Consider the following 22875-nt stretch of genomic DNA (forward strand, 5'->3'; position numbering starts at 1 on the left):
GTTACCCCAGCGCCGCGAGACACCGCTCGATATCCGCGCGTAGATCCGCTTCAGCCTCCAGACCCACATAGAAACGCACCAGCGTGCCGCGATGCGGCCATTGCGCCTCGGTGCGCATCGACGCGATGTCGTACGGCATCGCGAGGCTCTGTGCACCGCCCCAGCTCCAGCCAAGCGCGAACAGTTCGAGCGACTCGCAGAACGTATCGACCTGCGCGGCACTGTAACGCTCGTTGAACACCACCGAGAACAGCCCGCCCGCGCCGGTGAAATCGCGTTTGAAGTTCTCGTGCCCAGGGCAATCGGGCAGCGCCGGATGCAGCACGGCGGCAATCTCCGGCCGCGTCTTGAGCCATTGCGCGAGCGCGAGCGCGCTGCGGTCGTGCTGTTCGAAACGCACCTTCATCGAAGGCAGGCTGCGCAGCACGAGCGAACAATCGTCCGATGACACGCCGACACCCATGCGCATCCGCGCGAGCTTCAGCTTCAGATAGACCTCGCGGTCGACGGTGATCGTCGCACCCATCAGCACGTCGGCGCCACCCGACTGATATTTCGTCAGCGCCTGCACCGAGATGTCGACGCCGTGCTCGAACGGCCGGAATGCGAGGCCCGCCGACCACGTGTTGTCGATCGCCGTGATGACACCGTGGGCACGCGCGACCGTCGTGATCGCGGGGACGTCGGGCACTTCCATCGTCACCGAGCCCGGCGCCTCGACCCAGATCAGGCGCGTGTTCGGCAGGATCAGGTCGGCGATGCCCGCGCCGATCATCGGGTCGTAGTAGCGAGCGGTGATGCCGAAATCGCGCGCGAGCCAGTCGGCGTGGTCGCGGTTCGGCGAATAGACGTTGTCCGGAATCAGCACGTCGTCGCCGGCCTTGACCAGCCCGAAATAGACGTTCGAGATCGCCGACAACCCCGACGGTTGCAGCAACGCATGCTCGCCGCCTTCGAGCGCGGCGAGGCGCTGCGCGAGTGCCATCGACGTCGGTGTCGCATGCAGGCCGTAGCGCCACGCGGCGTCGTTGCGCCAGTCGAGCGCGCGCTGCGTCGCGAGGTCCGGAAAGACGACCGTCGACGCACGCGCAACCGGCACCGAGAACGATTCGAAGCCCGGCGGCAGATCGTCTTCGGGATGCACGATACGGGTCTGCAGGTCGCGGGGGGAAGAAGGTTTCGTCATGGTGAGTTCAGTATGAAAAATTCCGGGGGACGTGCGTCGCGGGTCGCGCCAGTCAGTCGCCGATAGTCAGATTGCTGACGCCGCCAACCGCATGCCCCGCAGGCGGGGGCGTGGCTGATGCCGGGTTCGCCGCTTTCGCTGCGGCGGCGGTTGGCGTCGAAGCAGAAGCCGATGCAGCCGGCACCGGTTGCCCGGCCGCGAGCGGCCGCAGATCGAACGGCTTCGGATCGGAGTCGTCGACGTTCATCCGGTCGCCCGCGAGCGAGCCGTCCGCCGCGAACTTGCCGACCCAGTTGCCGGTGATGCGGGTACCGTCGTTCGATTCCTCGACTTCGAGGGTGTCGTCCACGCGGTCGCCGGCGATCAGGATCACCTCGCCGGTATCGGTGTATTGATATTCGCCGTGCACGCCCGACGGATCGTCGGTCTTTGGTCCGAGCCGCAGCACGATCTGCCGGCCGCCGAGTGTGCCCGCGTAACGTGGGAACTTCGCAAACTCGGGGCTCGGCTTCAGCGGCAGCTGAATCGGCGCAGGCGCGGCGAGTTCCTTCACCGCGTCGCTCTGCGCGTGAACGGGCGCCGTCGCGAATGCCATGCCCGATGCGATACACAACGCGGCGACGACCCGCATCGCGCCCGCACGATTAGTCGATTTCCAATCCTGCATGCCTTGCTTTCCTCGCTTGCTTCGTTCTTTCATCGCGTACGGTCCCACGTGATTCAGATCCGTTCGAATATCGCCGCGATGCCCTGCCCGCCGCCGATGCACATCGTGACGAGCGCATAGCGTCCGCCGATGCGCTGCAGTTCGTACAGCGCCTTCACGGTGATCAGTGCGCCGGTCGCGCCGATCGGATGACCGAGCGAAATGCCTGAGCCGTTCGGATTGACCTTCGCCGGATCGAGCCCGAGTTCCTGGGTTACCGCACACGCCTGGGCGGCGAACGCCTCGTTCGCTTCGATCACGTCGAGATCGGCAACCGTCAGTCCCGCGCGTTCAAGCACCTTGCGTGTCGCGGGCACCGGACCGATGCCCATGTACGCCGGGTCCACCCCCGCGTGCGCGTACGCGACGAGCCGCGCGAGCGGCCGTACGCCGCGCTGCTCCGCGACACTGCGCTCCATCAGCACGACCGCCGCGGCCGCGTCGTTGATGCCGGACGCGTTGCCGGCCGTCACCGTGCCGTTCTCTTTCGCGAACACCGGCTTGAGCTTCGTGAAGTCGTCGGAGGTTGCGCCGATGCGCACGTGCTCGTCGGTGTCGAACACCGTGTCGCCTTTCTTCGAGGCGATCGTGACCGGCAGGATCTGTTCCTTGAAATAGCCGGCCTTAAGCGCGTGCTCCGCGCGACGATGCGACTCCAGCGCGAGCGCATCCTGCGCGTCGCGGCCGATGCCGTACTGTTTCGCGACGTTCTCGGCCGTGACGCCCATGTGGATCGACTGAAACGGATCGTTCAGCGCGCCGAGCATCATGTCGACGATCTTCGCATCGCCCATGCGCTGTCCGAAACGCGCGGCCGGCATCGTGTACGGCGCACGGCTCATGTTCTCCGCGCCGCCGCCGATCGCGATGTCGGTGTCGCCGAGCAGGATGCCCTGCGCGGCCGACACGATCGCCTGCAGCCCGGAGCCGCACAACCGGTTCACCGTCAACGCGGGCGCGTGCTGCGCGACCCCGCCATTCAGCGCGGCGACGCGCGCGAGGTACATGTCCTTCGGCTCGGTATGCACGACGTTGCCGAACACGACGTGGCCGACCTCGTCGCCGGCAACGTTCGCGCGCGCGAGCACTTCGCGCACGACGCGCGCGCCGAGTTCGGTCGGAGAGAAATCCTTCAGGCTGCCGCCGAAGTCGCCAATCGCGGTGCGGACACCGCTTACCACCACTACTTCACGTTGCATCGCTTTCTCTCCCAATGTGTAGCTCATTCAGGACAGCGCCTGCGTCATACCTGCGTCAGCGCGTCAGTACCTTATCAACCTCTTCGCGCAATGGAATCGGCGCGACCGCGCCGAAGCCACGAGTCGACAGCGCCGCGGCGACGTTCGCATAGCGCGCGGCCGTGAACGGATCATCGCCCGCGACGATCCGCGCAATGAACGCACCGCCGAAGCAATCGCCCGCGCCGGTCGCATCGACCGCGTCCACGGGATAGCCCGGTACCACACGACGCTCGTCCGGCGTCGCGACATAAGCGCCTTCCTTGCCGAGCTTCAGCGCGACGACGCGCGGCCCCTGTGCGAGCAGAAAATCGACGATCTCGTCACGGCCCCTGAGGCCGGTCAATTCGGTCACGTCGTCCCAGCTCGGCAGACAGATGTCCGTCTGGCGCAGCGCCTCGAGCATCACCGCGCGCGCCCGCACGAGCGGCCACAGCTTGAGCCGCAGGTTCGTATCGAAGCTCACGCGCGCGCCGTTCGCACGCGCATGCGCGATCGCGGCAAACGCAGCGTCGCAGGCACTCACGCTGATCGCGAGACTGATGCCCGACAGATGCACGACCTGCGCCGCCGCGAGCGCGTCGAGCGGCAGATCGGCGGGCGCGTAACGGCTAGCCGCAGAGCCCGCGCGCAGATAGTCGAACTGATGCCCGCGCGCGCCGTGCGACACGAAGTAGACGCCGGTCGGCGCCGTCGTGTCGACGCGCACGAACGACGTCCGCACGTGCTCGCGAGTCCACAGATCGAGCAGCAGACGCCCGAACGGATCGGCGCCGACCGCGGACACGAAGCCCGTCGATGCGCCCTGCCGCGACGCGGCGATGCAGAAGTTCGACGTGTCGCCGCCGAAGCCTTGCAGGTAGTTCGGTTCGTCTTTCGACGCCTGGTTGAATTCGATCATCGCCTCGCCGAGCGCGAGGATTTGAGGCAACGCGTCTGCTTGCGGCGCCATCGATCAGACCTCGCCCCACAGATCGTGGCCGTCCGCGCCGGTGATCTTCACCGACACGAAATCGCCGACCTTGTAGCGCTTCGATGCCTTCTTCGCCGGATCGATGTAGACGACGCCGTCGATCTCCGGCGCATCGGCCGCGGTGCGCCCGATGCCGCCGTCCTCGTTGATTTCGTCGACCAGCACCTTCAGCGTGCGGCCGACCTTGCGCGCCATGCGGGCCGCCGACACTTCCTCGGCGACTTCCATGAAGCGCGCGCGGCGATCTTCGCGCACGTCGTCGGGCAATGCGCCATCGAGCTCGTTCGCGCTCGCGCCTTCGACCGGCGAATAAGCAAAGCAGCCGACGCGATCCAGATCCGCCTCGCGGATAAAGTCGAGCAGCGTTTCGAACTGCGCTTCGGTCTCGCCCGGAAAGCCCGCGATGAACGTGCTGCGGATCGTCAGGTCCGGACAGATCTCGCGCCATGCGCGCACGCGCTCAAGCACCTTTTCCGCGTTCGCGGGACGCTTCATCCGCTTCAGCACCTCGGGATGCGCGTGCTGGAACGGCACGTCGAGATACGGCAACACGTGGCCCTTCAGCGGGCCTTCGGCCATCATCGGAATCACTTCGTCGACGCTCGGGTACGGGTACACGTAATGCAGCCGGACCCACGCGCCGTACTGCGCGGCGAGTTCGCCGAGCGCAGCAACAAGGTCGGTCATTCGCGTCTTCAGCGGACGGCCGTTCCAGAAGCCGGTGCGGTACTTCACGTCGACGCCGTACGCGCTCGTGTCCTGCGAAATGACGAGCAGCTCTTTCACGCCGGAGCGGAACAGGTTCTCCGCTTCGAGCATCACTTCCGCGACCGGGCGCGACACGAGGTCGCCGCGCATCGATGGGATGATGCAGAACGTGCAGCGGTGATTGCAGCCTTCGGAAATTTTCAGGTACGCGTAGTGACGCGGCGTGAGCTTGATGCCCGCGGGCGGCACGAGGTCGACGAACGGATCGTGCGGCTTCGGCAGATGGTTGTGCACCGCCAGCATGACCTCGCCGAGCGCGTGCGGGCCGGTGACGGCGAGCACCTTCGGATGCACTTCCTCGATCAGGCCCGTGCCGCTCGCGCTCTTTTTCGCGCCGAGGCAACCGGTGACAATCACCTTGCCGTTCTCGGTCAGCGCTTCGCCGATCGCATCGAGGCTTTCCTGGACGGCTTCGTCGATAAAGCCGCAGGTGTTGACGACGACGAGGTCGGCGCCGTCGTAGGTGCCGGAGATTTCATAGCCTTCGGCGCGCAGCTGGGTGATGATCTGCTCGGAGTCGACCAGGGCTTTCGGGCAGCCGAGGGAGACGAAACCTACTTTCGGCGGGGAAGCGGGTTTGCTATTTGATTCCACTTGGGTTTTCAACGGTCACATCCAGTTCTGTACGGGGGGCCGCGCGGCGAAGCCGGGGGCTTGTGAATTTCCGCTATTTTACCTTCGCGGCGCACAGTGACCCGTCGAATCGGGAAAAGCGTCCTGCCGGTTTCTTCTGGCAGGTCGTGGGCACCTGCGGGGCAGCTGCGCGTAATGTCAAAACCCGTTATCAAACGGAAAGCATAAGGAAACAACGCTGCAGCGCCGTCTCCTTATGTTATGCAGCTTGCTCTACCCTCATCACCACGTGCAGCCCCGCTGCTGCCGCCATATTCACCAATGCATCGAGTCCAAACAGATTGATCTTGCCACGCATCAAATCCGAGACGCGCGGCTGAGTCACGCCGAGCAACTTCGCTGCATCCGACTGGTTGATATCTGCAGCCTCTATCCTCCGCTTCAGAGCGATCATCAGCTCTGAGCGCAGCCTCATGTTCTCTGCCTCGGCTGGCGTGTCCTCGAGAGCATCCCAGATGCTGCCGAATCGTTCGTTGCTCATGGCTTCACCTCAATCACTTTGATCATTTCCCGGCGCAGTTCGCGAAAGCGCTGCGATGCCAGTTCAAGATCCTGCTGTGCAGTCTTTTGCGTTTTCTTCTGGAAGCAATGCAATACGTAAATAGCGCTGTCGAACTTCGCGACATAGACCACACGGAACGCACCGGCTTTTTCGCGAATGCGAATCTCGCGGACCCCCTCCCCGATGGTCGACATCGGCTTCCAGTCGTCCGGCTCGAAGCCGCGCTGTACCTGGTCCAGCTGATGACCTGCCTCGCGACGGGCGTTTTCAGGGAAGGCGCGCAGATCGTCGAGTGACGAACCGGTGAAAACGACAGGCTTAAGTTCGGCCATGCAGCGAATTATACAAAATTTTGTATCAGCGTGACAACCACCTCGTCACGCGTAGGCGGAACGCTTGAATATATATCGGCTACCCCAAGGACAGCCGAAGGAGATGAAATCCACTTACGGCGGGGAAGCGGGCTTGCCATTTGATTCCGCTTGGGTTTTCAACGGTCACATCCAGTTCTGTACGGGGGGCCGCGCGGCGAGGCCGAGGGCTTGTGAAGTTCGGGTACTTTACCTTCGGGGCGCCCTGGGGCCCCGGCAACCGGAAAAGACTTGCAAACTATGCCGTGTGCGAAGAACCAAATGGCAGGAGCCCCGAGGGCATGATTAGATCTTGTTGAAAACATACACCATGAGGCTAATTTCCCCGCCAGTTCCTGTTTCATCCAATTGTTGGATTGGATTTTGTGCTATTTTTACATCATGAGGCTAAATTCACGACATGATGTAATCAAGCGCTTGCAGGCGGAACTCCCCCGCGGGGCTCCGTTCGATCTGGCCATCCTCGATCAGTTGGGTGTCTCCCCCCAGCTCGCGGCGCGATATGCGGAGGGGGGGTGGCTGGTGCGCCTGGCACAGGGCATCTATGCCTTTCCAAACGACGAATTCGGTGTCCATGGCGCCATCCTGTTCCTTCAAAGGCGTGTGCCCGGCCTGCATATCGGCGGGAAAAGCGCGCTCGCCCTGCAGGGGGTAAGGCATAACCTGACCAACCGGGACACGATGGTCCTGTGGGGAGACTCCCGCTTCGTGGTGCCCACGTGGTTCACCTCGCGCTTTCCGGCGCGCTACGTCCATGCGCGGCTGTTTGCATGGCCCGACACCAGCCTCGCGAACAAATCACTGGTCACACCACCCGGCGCAGCCGAAGAATTGCGGGTTTCCATCCCCGAACGCGCTGTGCTCGAACTGCTGTACGACGTCGGCGTCAAGGAGGGGCTCGAGGAAGCCCGCAATCTGTTCGACGGCCTCCGTACACCGCGCAAGGAATGGCTCGGGCAACTCCTTTCCTGCTGCACCAGCGTGAAGGCGGTTCGACTGTTTCTCACGTGGGCCCGCGAGACAAACGTGGTCGACGTCGACGCCTTGCTGGAACAGCATGCGGTTCGCACCGGCAGCACCAAGCGCTGGATGAGCCGGCTCGATGACGGCACGCTATTGAGCCTGAAGCCACATGGATAAGATCTACGCGGACACGGTGCGTTTGCTGCTCGCGGTCGCGCCCGCCGTGTTCGACAACGATATCTTCGCCATGAAAGGCGGCACGGCTATCAACCTGTTCGTACAGGACATGCCGCGTCTGTCCGTCGACATCGACGTGGTGTATCTCCCCCGGCAGATTGCGCGCGACGAAGCAATGAAAGCGATCGACCAGGAATTGGCCGCCATCGCTGAGCGTACAGCACCGCTTGGCGTTCGGACGCGTTCGGTTCGCAGCAAGGATCTCAACGACGACTGGTCGCTGCTGCAATGCCAGCACGCAGCCGAATTACCGGCGTTGCGATGGAAATTGAGCAATCTGGAAACCTTCAGTAAACGCCGGCCCGACGATTTTGCCTCGCAGATATGCGCACTCGAAGCACGTCTGACGGATAGCCACAGCATCGTTCCGTAACCGACCCGCAACATCTTGCCCCCGCCAGCGTCAAGCCATGCCGGCATGGACAACGCACCAGCGATCGTGTCTCGCCATACACGTGCGTGAGCATGGAGTGCCGCGGAGCGTGTGCCCCCCGGGGTCCTCACGCTCCGCTCAAGCCGTCTTCATACTGGCCACGCACAACGCACGAGCCCCGCGCACCTACGGGACAGGCACGAGCAGTACCCCATCACCCCACACCAACCCCCTACTTCTTCTCGGGTTCCGTACTATTCGGCGCGGGCTGCGTGAACGGGAAGTTGCTGAACATATTCTTCGCCTGGCTCTGCATCTGCTCCTGCATCTGCACGAACATGTTCTTCGACTGCTCGATGTAGCTGGTCATCATCCCCTGCATCATCGGCGCCTGCATGTTCATGAACTGCGACCAGACCTCGGGGTTCATCGCCTTGCCTTCGTACATATTCTTCGACTGGTCGGCGAGCTTGGCCTGGATGTCGATGAACGCCTGGATGTTCTTTTCCAGGTACGTGCCCATCATGCCCTGCATCGCGTGCCCGTAGAAACGGATGATCTGCGACAGCATCGACGACGAGAACATCGGCAGGCCGCCGCTCTCTTCTTCGAGAATGATCTGCAGCAGGATCGCGCGCGTCAGGTCCTCGTTGCTCTTCGCATCGATGACCTTGAAGTCTTCCTGGTCAAGCACCAGTTGCTTGACGTCGGCCAGCGTGATGTAGGTGCTCGTCTCAGTGTCATACAGCCGACGGTTCGGATATTTCTTGATGAGTCGTTCGGCCGTCTTCTTTGTAGTAGTCGTCATTTAACGCCCTTGAGCGCCGGTAAAGCGCAATGACGGCGCCCCGCCGCGCACGACCGATCGTCGTGCGCGCGAAACGCCGCCGGAAACATCTGAACCATCCGGCACCCGGTGGGCGCCGCATGGATCAGCCCATGTGCAGGCCGCCGTTCAGCGAGAAATCGGCACCCGTCGAAAACCCCGATTCGTCCGATGCGAGCCACGCGACGATCGACCCGATTTCTTCCGGCTGGCCGAGACGGCGCACCGGAATCGTCGCGACGATCTTCTCGAGCACGTCGGGGCGGATCGACTTCACCATGTCCGTGCCGATATAACCCGGCGACACGGTGTTCACAGTGACCCCCTTCGTTGCCACTTCCTGCGCGAGCGACATCGTGAAGCCGTGAATGCCGGCCTTCGCGGTCGAGTAGTTGGTCTGTCCGAACTGCCCTTTCTGGCCGTTCACCGACGAGATATTGATGACGCGCCCCCAGCCCCGCTCCACCATCCCGTCGATCACCTGCTTCGTCACGTTGAACAGGCTCGTGAGGTTCGTGTCGATCACGGCGGTCCAGTCTTCGCGCGTCATCTTGCGGAACACGACGTCGCGTGTGATGCCCGCGTTGTTGACCAGCACGTCAACCTCGCCGACCTCGGACTTGACCTTGTCGAATGCGTCCTTGGTCGAATCCCAGTCGCCGACGTTGCCTTCCGACGCGACGAAATCGTAACCGAGCGCCTTCTGCTCTTCGATCCACTTCACGCGCCGCGGGCTGTTCGGTCCGCAGCCGGCCACGACCTTGAAGCCCTGTTTGTGCAGGCGCTGGCAGATGCTCGTGCCGATGCCGCCCATGCCGCCGGTTACATACACAACTCGCTGAGACATAAAACACACTCCATTATCGTTTTTCAGGGCGGCCGCCCGGCCGCCCCAGTCCCCGCCTTTACCGCTTCGGCTGCGTCGGCCGGGCCGGTTCCGCTTACCCGGGCCGCCGCCTGCCGGATGAATGCGCCCGAGGCCAGCGGGCGCTCAGCAATTACGCGCGTTCGAGCGCGAGCGCAACACCCATGCCGCCGCCGATGCACAGTGAAGCCAGGCCACGCTTCGCATCGCGCTTCTGCATTTCATGCAGCAGCGTCACGAGAATCCGGCAACCGGATGCGCCGATCGGATGGCCGATTGCGATCGCGCCGCCGTTCACGTTGACCTTCGACGTGTCCCAGCCCATCTGCTGGTGCACGGCGAGCGCCTGCGCGGCGAACGCCTCGTTGATTTCCATCAGGTCGAGATCGCCCGGCGTCCAGCCCGCGCGTTCGAGGCAGCGGCGCGAGGCCGGCACCGGTCCCATGCCCATCACCTTCGGATCGACGCCCGCGCTCGCATACGCCTTGATCCGCGCGAGCGGCGTGAGGCCGAGCGCTTCCGCCTTCTTCGCGGACATCACGACGACCGCCGCCGCGCCGTCGTTGAGGCCCGACGCGTTAGCGGCGGTCACCGTGCCTTCCTTCGAGAACGCCGGCTTCAGGCCCGCGAGCGATTCGGCGGTGACGCCGTGGCGCACGAACTCGTCGGTCGTGAAGCGCAGCGCTTCGCCCTTGCGTTGCGGGATCTCGACCGGCACGATTTCGGCGTCGAAACGGCCCGACTTCTGCGCGGCCTCTGCCTTGTTCTGCGACAGCGCGGCGAACGCATCCTGCTGTTCGCGCGTGATGCCGTATTCCTTCGCGACGTTCTCGGCGGTGACGCCCATGTGGTACTGGTTGTACACGTCCCACAGGCCATCGACGATCATGCTGTCGATCAGCTTCGCGTCGCCCATCCGGAAGCCGTCGCGCGAACCCGGCAGCACGTGCGGCGCCGCGCTCATGTTTTCCTGGCCGCCCGCGATGATGATGTCCGCGTCGCCCGCGATGATCGCGTTTGCCGCGAGCATCACCGCCTTCAGGCCGGAACCGCACACCTTGTTGATCGTCATGCCCGGTACCGCCGCAGGCAGCCCGGCCTTGATCAGCGACTGGCGCGCGGGGTTCTGGCCGGAACCCGCGGTCAGCACCTGACCGAGAATGACTTCGCTGACCTGCTCGGGCTTCAGACCCGCGCGTTCGAGGACTGCACGGATAACCGTGGCGCCGAGTTCGGGTGCGGAAATCTTCGCAAGCGACCCGCCGAATTTGCCGACCGCCGTACGGGCTGCCGATACGATCACTACATCAGTCATTTCCGTTTCCTCCGGATGTCGCGGCCAGTTGCTCCGCCACCCGTCAAGTTAAAAAACCACACTCTGTCACTGCTCTCTCCGCCGTGCAGGTATCACTTACCCGCAGATGCGGTTCATGCGCGGCTCATGCTTCAGTCGCGCTTCAACACATAACGCCCGGGCGCCGGTTCGATCACCGGGTAATCGGCCGAGCCGGGTTCCGCGCGCGGCTTCACTTTCTTGCCGCCGTACTGATCGAGCCAGCGGGTCCACTCGGGCCACCAGCTGCCCGGCACTTCGTCGGCGACGTCGAACCAGCTGTCCGCGGTATCGGGCAGCGCCTTGTGCCCGCCCTTCGCGTTTTCCTTCACAACCCAGTAGCTGCGCTTGTTCTTTGCCGGCGGATTGATCACGCCAGCGATGTGGCCAGACGCACCCAGCACGAACCGCCGCGGTCCGGTGAGCAGCGGCACCGACGCATACGCGGTCTTCCACGGCACGATGTGATCCTCGCGCGATCCGTAGACGAACGTCGGCACATCGATGCTTGCCAGGTTGACCGCTTCGCCGCAGACGGTGAGCGCGCCGGGCACACGCAGCTTGTTCTCGAGATACGTGTTGCGCAGATACCAGACGTACATCGGTCCCGGCAGCCCGGTCGAATCGCTGTTCCAGTACAGCAGATCGAACGGCACCGGCGTGCGGCCCTTCAGATAGTTATCGACGACGTAGTTCCAGACGAGATCGTTCGGGCGCAGGAACGAGAACGTGTTCGCGAATTCGATGCCGCGCATCAAGCCTGGCGACGACCCGTTCTTGCCGCCGATGGTCTGTTCGCGCATCTGCACATGCGACTCGTCGACGAATACGTCGAGCACGCCGGTGTCGCTGAAGTCGAGCATCGCGGTGAGCAGCGTCATCGACGCGGCCGGATGTTCGCCGCGCGCCGCGGCAACCGACAACGCCGTTGCGAGCATCGTGCCGCCGACGCAGAAGCCGAGCGTGTTGATCTGCTCGCGTCCGCTGATGGCGCGCACGGTATCGATCGCAGTGAGCACGCCCTCGTCGACGTAGTCGTCCCATGTCTTGTGCGCGATCGACGCATCCGCGTTGCGCCACGAGATCATGTACACCTGATGGCCCGAATCGAGCCCATGCGCGACGAGCGAATTCTCGGGCTGCAGGTCGAGAATGTAGAACTTGTTGATGCACGGCGGCACGATCAGCAGCGGTCGTTCGCGCACGGTCGCCGTGCGCGGCTTGTACTGGATCAGCTGGATCAGATCATTCTCGAATACGACCGAGCCTTCGGTGTTCGCGAGATTCTTGCCGACGACGAAACGCGATTCGTCGGTCTGCGAGATCTTGCCGCGCTGCAGATCGCCGAGCAGATTCATCACGCCCTGCTTGAGGCTTTCGCCCTGACTCTCGAGCAGCGTTTTCTGCGCCTCCGGATTCAGCGCGAAGAAGTTGCTCGGCGACGAGGCCGCCGTCCATTGCTGCACCGAGAAACGGATGCGTTCGCGGGTCTTCGGATCGGTATCGAGCGCGTCGACCAGTTCGTGCAGATAACGCGCGTTCAGCAGATACCACGCCGCGGTGAATGCATACGCGGGCGTCTCGCTCCACGCCTCTGCGCTGAACCGGCGATCTTTCAGTTCGGGGACCGCGGGCTTCGCTTCCGATGCCTGCTGGATCAGTTGCATCGCTTCGCGCGAATAGTCCTGTTGCAACTGCTGAAGACGTTCAGGCGGAATCGATGCGTCCGGCAGTTTCATACCGGCAAGCGGCTGCGCAAAAGACGGCGCCAGCGATTGCATGAAGGGTTGTGTGAAAGACTGGAATGCTGCGCCTGCGTTCGCTGCACCCGGCGTCGCTGCGAGCGGGGCGGCACCGGCCGGAATAACCGAGCGCCACGCATTCATCCACGCGTCGAACCATTGCTGCGCGCCGGCGGCCGACGCGTTAGCGGGCTGCGCGTCGGGCTCCGTTTGGGGCTCCGTTCGGCGCTCCGTTTGATCTGCACGGGAAGAAGACGGGGATTGTTGTGATGCAGCCATACCTGCTTTTGACCAGTGAGTCCTTGCGGACGGTTGAGAGGCAGGTTTCTTGCGCACGTGGGCGATTGCTCGCGACCTCGTCACGCCCTGTCCCGTGTGTGGGAAACATTCTTGCTCCCCATCGCAAGGCATGTCAATGCTTGTGCCCGATTTTGCCGCAGTGCGATATTTTTATAATTATCGTTTTCCCCATGTGCGGCTCGTGGCGCGGGTTTGCAGGCGATCGAAGGCTCGAAAATGTAAAACCGGAGCGCATGATTCGGGGCGCGAAACGATGCTTCAACGAGGCCCTGTCGGGCGTAATGTAACGATGGGTGACGATGATGCCGTGTCTTTCGATGCGCGTTTTGTGCGGGGGCCCTCGCGTAGCCAGGTGCGTTGCATCGCGCATCGATGCGCGTCGTTCATCGTACTTCGTGCGGGTCGCCTGCATTCACGCTCGCGATCATTCGGTCAGCCAGATCAACGCCGCCATGCGTCCGGTCTCGTGATCGCGCCGATACGAATAGAAATGCTCGCGTTCTGTCACCGTACAACGATCACCGCCCGTGACCTGCGCGATGCCGAGACGTTGCAGCCGCACGCGCGCGAGTGCGGGAAGATCGGCGAGATATTTACCCGTCGATAGCGGATGCTCGACGAAGGCTTGCGCAGTGGCTTCGCGTTCCGTGGATGCGGCTGCATTCATGAACGCGTCACGCACGTCTGCGCCGACCTCGAACGTGCGCGGACCGATCGACGGACCGAGGTACGCGTGCAACGCCGACGTATCGATATGCGCAAGTTCCGCGACGCGCTGCGCAGTGTGCTCGACGACGCCACCCGCGAGCCCGCGCCAGCCCGCATGCGCGGCACCCACCGCGCGGCCATCGGGATCGCACAGCAGCACCGGCATGCAGTCGGCGATCATCACGACGCAAACGGTGCCAGGCGTGGCGGTCACGCTCGCGTCGGCGAGCGTCGATGCACCGTCCGCACGGGTGCGCGCGAGTGCATCGTCCGCGCGCACGACGTCCGCGCCATGCACCTGCTGAAGCCACGCGACGTTTACGATGTCGGCAAAGCGCAGCAGCCGCGCGCGATTCTCCTCGACCGCCGCGAGATCGTCGCCCGAACGCTTGCCGAGGTTCAGGCCACCGGGTCCATCTATACCTTTGCCGCCTTCGTGCCAGCGGCCAAACGGCGGAAGGCTCACGCCGCCGTTACGCGTCGTGACGAGCGCGCGCACGCGCGGCGATACACGCCATCCGGGTTCAAGGACGTCAGCCTTCATCAGGTCGGGAAAAGTCATCCGCGCTTGTCCTTGCGATCGGGTTCGTCGTGTTCGCTATGTTCGTTATGGTTATCGTGACCGGACGCCTCGTCTCCGTCATCGTAGTCGTCCGTGTATTCGCTGTCGTCGAAGTCGTCCATGTCGTCATAGCCACTCGCGTCACCGCCGCCGAAGCCAAGCGCTTCCGACAGCGCCGCGATGTCGTCAGGCACAACTGCGCGCCACTGCATCGTGCGTCCGCTGACCGGGTGGATCAACCCGAGACGCCACGCATGCAGCGCCTGCCGCGCGAAGCCGCCGGGCAGCGGCATCACAGAACGCTTGCCGCGCGCGCGCCCATACACCGGATCACCGAGCAGCGGATGGCCGACATGCGCGCAATGCACGCGGATCTGATGGGTGCGTCCGGTTTCGAGATCGCAATGAATCGCGGATACCGGTTGACGCTCCCACACCGCGGTGTCGACACGTCGGAAATGCGTGCGCGCGGGCTTGCCCGACGCGCCGGTCACGACCGCCATGCGCGTGCGCTCGCGCGGATCGCGGCCGATCGGCGCATCGATCGTGCCCTCCTCGCGCATCGTGCCCCACACGAGCGCAAGATAGCGCCGCTTCACGGTACGCGCCTGCAGCTGCCGCACGAGATCCGTTTGCGCCTCGAGCGTACGCGCGACCACCATCAGACCCGATGTTTCCTTGTCGAGCCGATGCACGATGCCCGCGCGCGGCAGACCGGCGGCCGCTTCGCCGTAACGATGCAGCAGTCCGTTGAGCACCGTGCCGCTCCAGTTGCCGGCCGCCGGATGCACGACCAGACCGGCCGGCTTGTCGATCACGACGAGCGCGTCGTCTTCGTAGACGATCGTCAGCGGGACCGGTTCCGGCGTGAACGCAAGCTGTTCGGGAAGAAGATCGGGGACGAGTTCGATCGTCGCGTCGAGCGGCACCGGCTGGCGGATCTTCGCGGGCACGCCGTCGACACGCACGCGCTGCGCTTCGATCCAGCTTTGCAGCCGGTTGCGTGAAAACTCCGGAAAGACTTTCGCGAGCACCTTGTCGAGCCGTTCGCCGGCCAGTTCAGGCGGCACCCTGACGACCCGCGGCGGCTCCGCGTCCACCGCCGCGCGCACGCGCGACGCGACGTTCGCGGTGGACGGCACGAGCGCGTCACTGGTCAGATCGTCGTCGAGCGAGTCGTTACCTGGATCGCCAGCCGCCAGTTCACCGGCCGTAGCGTCGGCGGCCTCTGTGCTTGGGCTATAATCTTCGTTGCTGTTCCGGACGCCGGCAGCGGCAACCGGAGTATGTGAGCGGGTCATCGAGTCTGGGTCACCTGGACGTAAAGCTAGACTGGGAAATGCGAGCCTTGAACACCATTATGAATACGGGCGTAGAGACAGCGGGCAAAGAAATGGCGGGCGTGGAGATGTCGACCGCACAGCCGGCCATCCGCGAAACGACCGCCCGAAAGACGATCATGAAAGTGGCCCGCTATATCGCGTGCACCGCAGCCGTCGTGCTGATCGCGGCCTGCCACGGTCTGCCGCAGAAGACCGACGAAACCGCCGCGTGGCCGAACGCCAAATTATATACGGAGGCGCAGGACGCGCTGAACGGCAGCGACTGGGGCAAGTGCGCGAAGTACTTCGAAGCGCTCGAAGGCCGCGACCCGTTCGGTCACTTTGCGCAGCAGGCCCAGATCAACGTCGCGTACTGCAACTGGAAAGACAGCGAAACGGCGGCGGCCGACCAGGCGATCGACCGCTTCATCCAGCTGCATCCGGATCATCCGGACATCCCGTACGCGTACTACCTGAAGGGCATGATCCACTTCAACGACGACCTCGGTCTGTTCGGCCGCTTCTCCGGGCAGGACATGAGCGAGCGCGATCCGAAGTCGCTGCGCGAATCGTATGATGCATTCAAGGTGGTCGTCGACAAGTACCCGAGCAGCAAATACGCGCCGGATGCCGCGCAGCGGATGCGCTACATCGTCAATGCGCTCGCTTCGCACGAAGTGCACGCGGCCGACTACTACTACCGGCGCGGCGCGTATGTCGCAGCGATCAACCGTGCGCAGCTCGCGATCAAGGAATACAAGAACGCGCCCGCGATCGAAGACGCGCTGCACATCATGATGCTGTCGTACCAGAAGCTGAACGAACCGCAGCTCGCTGACGACACCCAGCGCGTACTCGTCGGCACCTTCCCGGACAGCCCGTATATCACGGGCCACGCTCGCCCCGGCAAGGAAAAATCGTGGTGGCAGTTCTAGGGCGATACGCTTTTCGCCACGCGATAAAGACGCAGTAAAGAAAAAACGCCACGACATCGTCGTGGCGTTTTTGTTTGTGCGCGTGGTGTGGACGGGGTATTACGCCACGTTACGCGTCAGTCCCGCTCGAACAGCGCGATCGATTCGACATGCGACGTATGCGGGAACATATTCACGACGCCCGCGCCCTTCAGCCGGTAGCCGGCTTCGTGCACGAGCAGTCCCGCGTCGCGCGCGAGTGTCGCCGGGCTGCACGATACGTAGACGATCCGCTTCGGCAAGATGCCCTCACCGTCGCCGCTCTGCGCGATCCCGGCGAGCGCCTTCACGACCGCGAGCGCGCCTTCGCGCGGCGGATCGATCAGGTACTTGTCGAATGCGCCGAGTGCGCGAATGTCGTCGGCGGTCACTTCGAACAGATTGCGGCTGGCGAACGACGTGTGCGCGTCGACGCCGTTTTCCTGCGCGTTCGCGAGCGCACGCGCGGTCAGCACCTCGCTCCCTTCGATCCCGACCACCTCGCGCGCGACACGCGCAAGCGGCAGCGTGAAGTTGCCGATCCCGCAGAACAGATCGAGCACGCGATCCGTGCGCGCCGGCGCGAGCAGCCGCAGCGCGCGGCCCACCAGCACACGGTTGATCTGATGATTGACCTGCGTGAAATCGGTTGGCTTGAACGGCATCCGGATCGCGAATTCCGGCAACGTGTAGTCGAGCACCGCGTCGAGCGGATAGAACGGCACGACCGAATCGGGGCCCTTCGGCTGCAGCCAGAACTGCACGTTGTGCGCATCCGCAAAATCGCGGAGCAATTGCTCGTCGTCGGCATTGATCGGCTCGAGCACGCGCAGCACGAGCGCCGTCACCGATGCGCCCACCGCGAGTTCGATCTGCGGCATGCGGTCGTGAATCGACAGCCCTTCGACCAGCCGGCGCAGCGGCACCAGCATCGCCGACACGTGCGGCGGCAGCACCTCGCAGCTCGTCATGTCGGCGACGTAGCTGCTCTTGCGCGCGTGGAATCCGACCAGCACGCCACCCTTCTCCGCGACGTCGCGCACGGTCAGCCGCGCACGATACCGATACCCCCACGACGGCCCGTGTATCGGCCGGAACATCGTTTCCGCGCGCAGCTTCGCGAGATGCGCGAGGTTGTCTTCGAGCACGCGTTGCTTCACTGCGATCTGTGCACGCACGTCGAGATGCTGCATCGAGCAGCCGCCGCAGGTGCCGTAAAACGCGCACTTCGGTTTCGTGCGGATCACGCTTTCGCGCAACACATCGACGACTTCCGCCTGTTCAAAATTCTGCTTCCTGCGATAACTTAAATAGGTGACGCGCTCGCCGGGCAACGCACCCTCGACGAAGATCACCTTGCCCGGCGCACCGTCCTCGCCGACCGTGCGGCCGACGCCGCGCGCTTCCATATCGAGCGAGTCGATTTCCAGAATGGGGGCCGCACCGTCGGCGGCGACAGAGTGGGAGCGGGGGTTCGCATGAGCCGGCTTTCTTTTGCCTTTGCGCACGCGATGACGAGCAGTTTCGGACACCTGCGGCTTCCTGACAGACTGTGGGGAAAGGCGAGATTGTAGACGAACGGCAAGCCGGGACGTACACGCCCCGCGCCACTTCCCTAAGCGCTTAAGCGCCGAACGCCGCCAGGTACTGCGCCCAGTGCGGCGCGGGCTCGACCGCGAGCGAGTTCTTCACGAGCGCGATCTCGTCGTCGTATTCGGCGGCGGACAGTCCGCCGCGCATCAGCTGGAAGCGGCAGTACAGCAGATACGTGTTGACGACGTCGGTCTCGCAATAATTGCGGATCTCTTCGATGCGCCCTTCCTCGAACGCATGCCAGACCTGGCTGCCGTCCATCCCGAGCTTGCCGGGAAAGCCGCACAGCTTCGCGAGCGCGTCGAGCGGCGCGTTCGCGCGTGCCTGGTACATCGCGAGCACGTCCATCAGATCGGTATGTCGCGAGTGATAGCGGCTGATGTAGTTATTCCACTTGAACTCGCGGTCGTCCTCGCCGAGATCCCAGTAGCGCGACGCGCGCACGCCGTGCAGCAGCGCGCGGTAGTGCAGCACCGGCAGATCGAAGCCGCCGCCATTCCACGATACGAGCTGCGGCGTGTACTTCTCGATCGTCCGGAAGAACGACTGGATCAGCGCGCCCTCGCCGTCTTCCAGCGTGCCGAGCGAACGGACGCGAAAGCCGGTGTTGTCGCGAAACACGCACGAAATCGCCGCGATGCGCTGTAGATGGTGCGGCAAAAAATCGCCGCCGGTTTTCTCGCGCCGCGCGGCGAATGCGTGCTCGGCGACTTCGGCGTCGGTCAGCGTCGCGGGCAGATCGTCGAGGCGGCGAATGCCGGCGACATCGGGAATCGTCTCGATGTCGAATACAAGAATCGGTGTCATCGGTTTTTACAGAACGGCGTCCTTGCGCACGCCGTTGGATGCGAAGAAGCGCTTCAGCCGCACCAGCGCTTCCTGCTGGATCTGCCGCACGCGTTCGCGCGTGAGGCCCATTTCGTCCGCCAGTTCCTCGAGCGTCGCGGGCTCGATGTGATTCAGGCCGAAGCGGCGTTCGATCACGTGGCGGTGCTTGTCGGAAAGCCGCGCGAGCCAGGCGCGCGTCAGCGTTTCCAGCTCGCGGTGCTGCACTTCCGCGTCGGGCGACTGGCTCTGGTCGTCGGATAGTAAATCGAGCAGGCTGCTCGCCGGGTCGAGATCGAGCGGCGCGTCGAGCGACGCGGTGTGCTCGTTCAGCGCGAGGATGTCGGTGACTTCCTCGGTGGTCTTGCCGGTGAGATACGCGATATCGTCGATGCTCGCGTCGCGGCGGTCCGCCGCTTCGCCCGCGTTCATCGAATTCTTTTCGAGATGGCGCTTCGCGCGCAGCACCTGATTCAGCTCGCGGATCACGTGGACCGGCAGCCGGACCGTGCGCGCCTGGTTCATGATCGCGCGCTCGATGCTCTGACGGATCCACCACGTCGCGTAGGTCGAAAAACGAAAGCCGCGCGTCGGATCGAATTTCTCGATCGCGTGCATCAGCCCGAGGTTGCCCTCTTCGATCAGGTCGAGCAGCGGCACGCCGCGATTCAGATAGCCCTTCGCGATGCTGACGACGAGCCGCAGATTGCGCTCGATCATCACCTGGCGCGCCTCGAACTCGCCTGCCTTCGCGAGCCGCGAATAGCGCTGCTCTTCCTCGACGGTGAGGAGCGGCTTGACGCTGATGCGGTTCAAATAATGCTGGATCGTATCGGCCGTGAGCTCGGCTTGCAGCAGCGCGCGGAAATCGTCGGCGTCGGCGGGCGCGGCGCTTGGGCTGCGCGCATCGTCCGCGTCGTCGACGACTGCCGCTGCTTCGTCCGGATCGCGCGCGTCGAGCTCTTCGACGTTCTCTTCATCCGGTTCCGACACGGCGTCGCCCTCCACCGGCACACGCGCTCCGCGGCGGACCTTCTCAGTCTCGGCTTGCTGCGAACGGCGCTTCGGTTTCGGCATGGTCGTATCGATTATCGAGGCGGCAGGTACTTCAGCGGGTCGACAGGTTTGCCCTGCCGGCGAACTTCGAAGTGCAACATCACGCGGTCGGAATCCGTGTTGCCCATTTCGGCGATCTTCTGCCCTTTGGTCACCGCGTCACCCTCTTTTACCATCAAAGCGCGGTTATGTGCATACGCGGTGAGATAAGTCGCGTCATGTTTGATGATAATGAGATTGCCGTATCCGCGCAGCCCGTTTCCGGCATAAACGACACGGCCATCGGCCGATGCCGTCACCGGATCGCCCGCCGCGCCGCCGATATTCACGCCTTTGTTTTTCGCGTCGTCGAACGTGCCGAGGATCGGACCGCGCGCGGGCCATGCAAACGCGATCGGGCCGCCCGCGGCCGCGGTGTCGCTGCCGGCCGCGCCCGTCTGCGGCGGAACCGTCGTCGCGGTCGCGCCCGAGCCGTAGACCGGCGGCGCTGCCATGACACCGGTTGCGGCGCCCGTCGTCGCCACGCCGCTCGAAACGAGCGGCGCGCTCTGCACGCCACCACCTGCGACCGGCGACGTCGCGACGCCCGGCGTCAGCGCCGCGACGTTCGCACCCGGCGGCGCGACGCGCAGCAGCTGGTCGACTTCGATCTGGTTCGGGTTGGTCAGGTTGTTCCACGTCGCAATATCGCGATAATTCTGGCCGTTCTCGAGCGCGATGCGGTAGAGCGTGTCACCTGGTTTGACGCGGTAATAACCGGGTGGCGGCGGACCGAGCGGCACCGGGGGCTGCGCCGCCTGCGTGCCGAGCGTGCCGGAGCGATCGACGACGGGCGCTTGATCGAGCCGTGTCGCACAGGCCGTCAACAGGGAGAGCGCGACCACACACACGCAACGCTGGGCTACGGTCAGGCGGACATCGAGGCGGGTTCTTGTCATCGAGCGCAACATACTCATCGGTATCAAATCACTCCGGATTTTAAGGGTACAAAGAAAACGCGATCAAGCCTCGACTCGCGCCATTGCGCAGGCCCGGTGCGCTCGACGAGCGTCAGCACCTGCGCCTGAGCGTCCTGCGTGCCGACGGGTGCGACGAGCCGCCCGCCGATCGCAAGCTGTTCGAGCAGCGCCTGCGGGACGTCGAGGCCGGCGGCCGCGATCACGATGGCATCGAACGGCGCGGCTGACGGCAGACCGAGCCGTCCGTCGCCGTAATGCAACCGGATATTCGGAATGCGCAGCGGACGCAGATTGATCTTCGCGCGCTCATACAACGGCTTCACACGTTCGATCGAATACACATCGCGCGCGACCTGGCTCAGCACCGCCGCCTGGTAGCCGCAACCCGTGCCGATCTCGAGCACGTTCGCGAGCGCACGGCCGGCCGCGGCCAGCTCGATCATCCGCGCAACCACCGACGGCTTCGAGATGGTCTGGTGATGACCGATCGGCAGCGCCGCATCTTCGTAGGCCTGCGTGGCGAGCCCCGGGTCGATGAACATATGGCGCGACACGACGGACATCGCATGCAGCACGCGTGGATCGGCGACACCGTTCGCACGCAGGCGTTCGACCATCCGTTCGCGCACCCGTTCCGACGTCAGCGCCATCGCGCCGTTCAGCGCGACGTTGGGCGCGCCGCTGCGTTCGGTGGGTTTGACTGTGCCGGCCTTGCCGGCCGTATTCACTGGATGGCGACCGGCGCGATGGCCGGCCGCTTCGCCGCGTGCGGGAGAGGTCGAGGATGCGGTCGTGCGCGCACGCGTGTCCGCATGACCGGACGTGCCCGCCCCGCCAGACACGTTCGCCGCGCGCAACTCGCCGGCCCGGCCGTCGGCCTTGCGCGGCTCGCGTACCAGATCCTCGAGCCCGAGCGGAAAGCGCTTGGCGCGCTCGCCGGTCATGAAGCGCCGCTCCCGGCGCGCGCCCATTCGCGCGCCGCGGGCAGCATATGTGTATGAGTCAGATCGAGTTGCAGCGGCGTGATCGACACGTGACCGTTCGCGACAGCATGGAAATCGGTGCCTTCGCTCGCATCGCGCGCACTCCCCGACGGACCGATCCAGTAGATCGGCTCGCCGCGCGGATTGGTCTGCCGGATCACCGGCTGCGACGGATGACGTTTGCCGAGCCGTGTCACCTGCCAGTCGCGCAGCTGCCCGTACGGCAGATTGGGAATATTGACGTTCAGAAGCGGATGGCCAGCCAGCGGATGCGCGAGATAATGCGCGACGATCTCGGCCGCGACGCGCGTCGCGTCTTCGAGATGCCCCCAGTCCTTGTCGACGAGCGAAAACGCGATGGCCGGCACGCCGAACATGATGCCCTCGGTCGCGGCGGCGACGGTACCTGAATAGAGCGTGTCCTCGCCCATGTTCTGGCCGTTGTTGATGCCCGACACGACGAGGTCCGGCGTGTGGTCCAGCATGCCGGTCAGCGCGACGTGGACGGAGTCGGTGGGCGTGCCGTTCACGTAGTAGAAGCCATTCGACGAGCGCAGCACCGACAGCGGCCGGGACAGCGTCAGCGAATTCGATGCGCCACTGCAATTCTGTTCGGGCGCCATCACGGTGACGTCGGCGAGCGGCTTCAGCGCTTCATAAAGCGCGGCGAGGCCGGGCGCCAGATAACCGTCGTCGTTGCTGAGTAGGATTCGCATCCGACGATTGTAACCGAGGAAGGAAGGCACGCGAACGACACGCCGGGCCGGTCCCTCTTGTCCGTATTTTCACGATGGAACCGTACGGTCGTTCGGCATGTTTTACACTGCGTTGAATGCCTGGCGAAGTGGAGCGCTGCTTCATCCAGGCCATTGCTCCACCGCCCCTCATCTATCTGCGG

The 22875-nt window shown here is 64.2% G+C and carries 22 protein-coding genes; 3 read left to right on the forward strand and 19 right to left on the reverse strand.

Annotated elements, in window-relative coordinates:
• Position 1: 1 nt before the first annotated feature.
• The 7 genes from ACREXZ_RS06225 to ACREXZ_RS06255 all read right to left on the reverse strand — a co-directional run bounded on the left by ACREXZ_RS06225 (position 2) and on the right by ACREXZ_RS06255 (position 6338).
• Complete coding sequence (locus tag ACREXZ_RS06225; RefSeq protein ID WP_431763167.1) at positions 2 to 1186, reverse strand: cystathionine beta-lyase; 1185 nt, start codon at positions 1184 to 1186, stop codon at positions 2 to 4.
• Positions 1187 to 1238: 52 nt separating this feature from the next.
• Positions 1239 to 1853, reverse strand: coding sequence for a hypothetical protein (locus ACREXZ_RS06230; protein WP_431763168.1), 615 nt, complete (start codon positions 1851 to 1853; stop codon positions 1239 to 1241).
• Positions 1854 to 1906: 53 nt separating this feature from the next.
• Complete coding sequence (gene bktB, locus ACREXZ_RS06235; protein ID WP_431763357.1) at positions 1907 to 3091, reverse strand: beta-ketothiolase BktB; 1185 nt, start codon at positions 3089 to 3091, stop codon at positions 1907 to 1909.
• Between the two features lie 55 nt (positions 3092 to 3146).
• Positions 3147 to 4082, reverse strand: a complete 936-nt coding sequence (locus ACREXZ_RS06240; RefSeq protein ID WP_431763169.1) for a sugar kinase — start codon at positions 4080 to 4082, stop codon at positions 3147 to 3149.
• Positions 4083 to 4085: 3 nt separating this feature from the next.
• Positions 4086 to 5477: a 30S ribosomal protein S12 methylthiotransferase RimO gene (rimO, locus tag ACREXZ_RS06245; RefSeq protein WP_431763170.1), complete on the reverse strand. Its 1392-nt coding sequence runs from the start codon at positions 5475 to 5477 to the stop codon at positions 4086 to 4088.
• A gap of 226 nt (positions 5478 to 5703) precedes the next feature.
• Positions 5704 to 5985, reverse strand: a complete 282-nt coding sequence (locus ACREXZ_RS06250) for a helix-turn-helix domain-containing protein (protein WP_431763171.1) — start codon at positions 5983 to 5985, stop codon at positions 5704 to 5706.
• Positions 5982 to 6338 (reverse strand): type II toxin-antitoxin system RelE/ParE family toxin, encoded by a 357-nt coding sequence (locus ACREXZ_RS06255; protein ID WP_431763172.1) that lies wholly within the window; start codon positions 6336 to 6338, stop codon positions 5982 to 5984. Before ACREXZ_RS06255 ends, ACREXZ_RS06250 begins: the two co-directional genes overlap by 4 nt.
• Before the next feature lie 420 nt (positions 6339 to 6758).
• Between ACREXZ_RS06255 and ACREXZ_RS06260 the strand changes: the two genes are divergently transcribed.
• Positions 6759 to 7517: a type IV toxin-antitoxin system AbiEi family antitoxin domain-containing protein gene (locus ACREXZ_RS06260; protein WP_431763358.1), complete on the forward strand. Its 759-nt coding sequence runs from the start codon at positions 6759 to 6761 to the stop codon at positions 7515 to 7517.
• Positions 7510 to 7950 carry a nucleotidyl transferase AbiEii/AbiGii toxin family protein gene (locus ACREXZ_RS06265; protein ID WP_431763173.1) on the forward strand — a complete coding sequence of 147 codons (441 nt, stop codon included), beginning with the start codon at positions 7510 to 7512 and terminating at the stop codon, positions 7948 to 7950. Before ACREXZ_RS06260 ends, ACREXZ_RS06265 begins: the two co-directional genes overlap by 8 nt.
• 232 nt (positions 7951 to 8182) lie before the next feature.
• Here the strand turns inward: ACREXZ_RS06265 and phaR are convergent, their stop codons facing one another.
• From phaR to ACREXZ_RS06295, 6 genes are all read right to left on the reverse strand, one after another.
• Positions 8183 to 8758, reverse strand: a complete 576-nt coding sequence (phaR, locus tag ACREXZ_RS06270; RefSeq protein ID WP_431763174.1) for a polyhydroxyalkanoate synthesis repressor PhaR — start codon at positions 8756 to 8758, stop codon at positions 8183 to 8185.
• A gap of 124 nt (positions 8759 to 8882) precedes the next feature.
• A complete protein-coding gene (locus tag ACREXZ_RS06275; protein ID WP_431763175.1) occupies positions 8883 to 9623 on the reverse strand; it encodes a 3-ketoacyl-ACP reductase in 741 nt (246 codons plus the stop codon).
• A 151-nt stretch (positions 9624 to 9774) separates the two neighbouring features.
• A complete protein-coding gene (locus tag ACREXZ_RS06280; RefSeq protein ID WP_431763176.1) occupies positions 9775 to 10956 on the reverse strand; it encodes an acetyl-CoA C-acetyltransferase in 1182 nt (393 codons plus the stop codon).
• Between the two features lie 131 nt (positions 10957 to 11087).
• Complete coding sequence (gene phaC, locus ACREXZ_RS06285) at positions 11088 to 12995, reverse strand: class I poly(R)-hydroxyalkanoic acid synthase (RefSeq protein WP_431763177.1); 1908 nt, start codon at positions 12993 to 12995, stop codon at positions 11088 to 11090.
• 445 nt (positions 12996 to 13440) lie between these two features.
• Positions 13441 to 14286 (reverse strand): peptidoglycan editing factor PgeF, encoded by an 846-nt coding sequence (pgeF, locus tag ACREXZ_RS06290; protein ID WP_431763178.1) that lies wholly within the window; start codon positions 14284 to 14286, stop codon positions 13441 to 13443.
• Positions 14283 to 15587 (reverse strand): RluA family pseudouridine synthase, encoded by a 1305-nt coding sequence (locus ACREXZ_RS06295; RefSeq protein WP_431763179.1) that lies wholly within the window; start codon positions 15585 to 15587, stop codon positions 14283 to 14285. Before ACREXZ_RS06295 ends, pgeF begins: the two co-directional genes overlap by 4 nt.
• Before the next feature lie 158 nt (positions 15588 to 15745).
• Here ACREXZ_RS06295 and ACREXZ_RS06300 point away from each other — a divergent pair, with 158 nt between their 5' ends.
• The gene (locus ACREXZ_RS06300; protein WP_431763359.1) at positions 15746 to 16543 is read left to right on the forward strand and encodes an outer membrane protein assembly factor BamD; all 798 of its coding nucleotides are present in this window, start codon (positions 15746 to 15748) and stop codon (positions 16541 to 16543) included.
• Between the two features lie 116 nt (positions 16544 to 16659).
• Here the strand turns inward: ACREXZ_RS06300 and rlmD are convergent, their stop codons facing one another.
• The 6 genes from rlmD to surE all read right to left on the reverse strand — a co-directional run bounded on the left by rlmD (position 16660) and on the right by surE (position 22693).
• Positions 16660 to 18069 (reverse strand): 23S rRNA (uracil(1939)-C(5))-methyltransferase RlmD, encoded by a 1410-nt coding sequence (rlmD, locus tag ACREXZ_RS06305; RefSeq protein ID WP_431763360.1) that lies wholly within the window; start codon positions 18067 to 18069, stop codon positions 16660 to 16662.
• Between the two features lie 115 nt (positions 18070 to 18184).
• On the reverse strand, positions 18185 to 18961 hold the full coding sequence (locus ACREXZ_RS06310) for a 3'-5' exonuclease (RefSeq protein WP_431763180.1): 777 nt from the start codon (positions 18959 to 18961) through the stop codon (positions 18185 to 18187).
• A 6-nt stretch (positions 18962 to 18967) separates the two neighbouring features.
• The gene (gene rpoS / locus ACREXZ_RS06315; RefSeq protein WP_431763181.1) at positions 18968 to 20056 is read right to left on the reverse strand and encodes an RNA polymerase sigma factor RpoS; all 1089 of its coding nucleotides are present in this window, start codon (positions 20054 to 20056) and stop codon (positions 18968 to 18970) included.
• Between the two features lie 11 nt (positions 20057 to 20067).
• Positions 20068 to 20991: a peptidoglycan DD-metalloendopeptidase family protein gene (locus ACREXZ_RS06320; RefSeq protein WP_431763182.1), complete on the reverse strand. Its 924-nt coding sequence runs from the start codon at positions 20989 to 20991 to the stop codon at positions 20068 to 20070.
• A gap of 5 nt (positions 20992 to 20996) precedes the next feature.
• Positions 20997 to 21938 (reverse strand): protein-L-isoaspartate(D-aspartate) O-methyltransferase, encoded by a 942-nt coding sequence (locus ACREXZ_RS06325; RefSeq protein WP_431763183.1) that lies wholly within the window; start codon positions 21936 to 21938, stop codon positions 20997 to 20999.
• Positions 21935 to 22693, reverse strand: a complete 759-nt coding sequence (gene surE / locus ACREXZ_RS06330; RefSeq protein ID WP_431763184.1) for a 5'/3'-nucleotidase SurE — start codon at positions 22691 to 22693, stop codon at positions 21935 to 21937. The genes ACREXZ_RS06325 and surE overlap by 4 nt, the downstream gene beginning before the upstream one ends.
• Positions 22694 to 22875: the final 182 nt, after the last annotated feature.

It is taken from the genome of Paraburkholderia sp., from assembly GCF_050742655.1.
Lineage (GTDB): Bacteria > Pseudomonadota > Gammaproteobacteria > Burkholderiales > Burkholderiaceae > Paraburkholderia.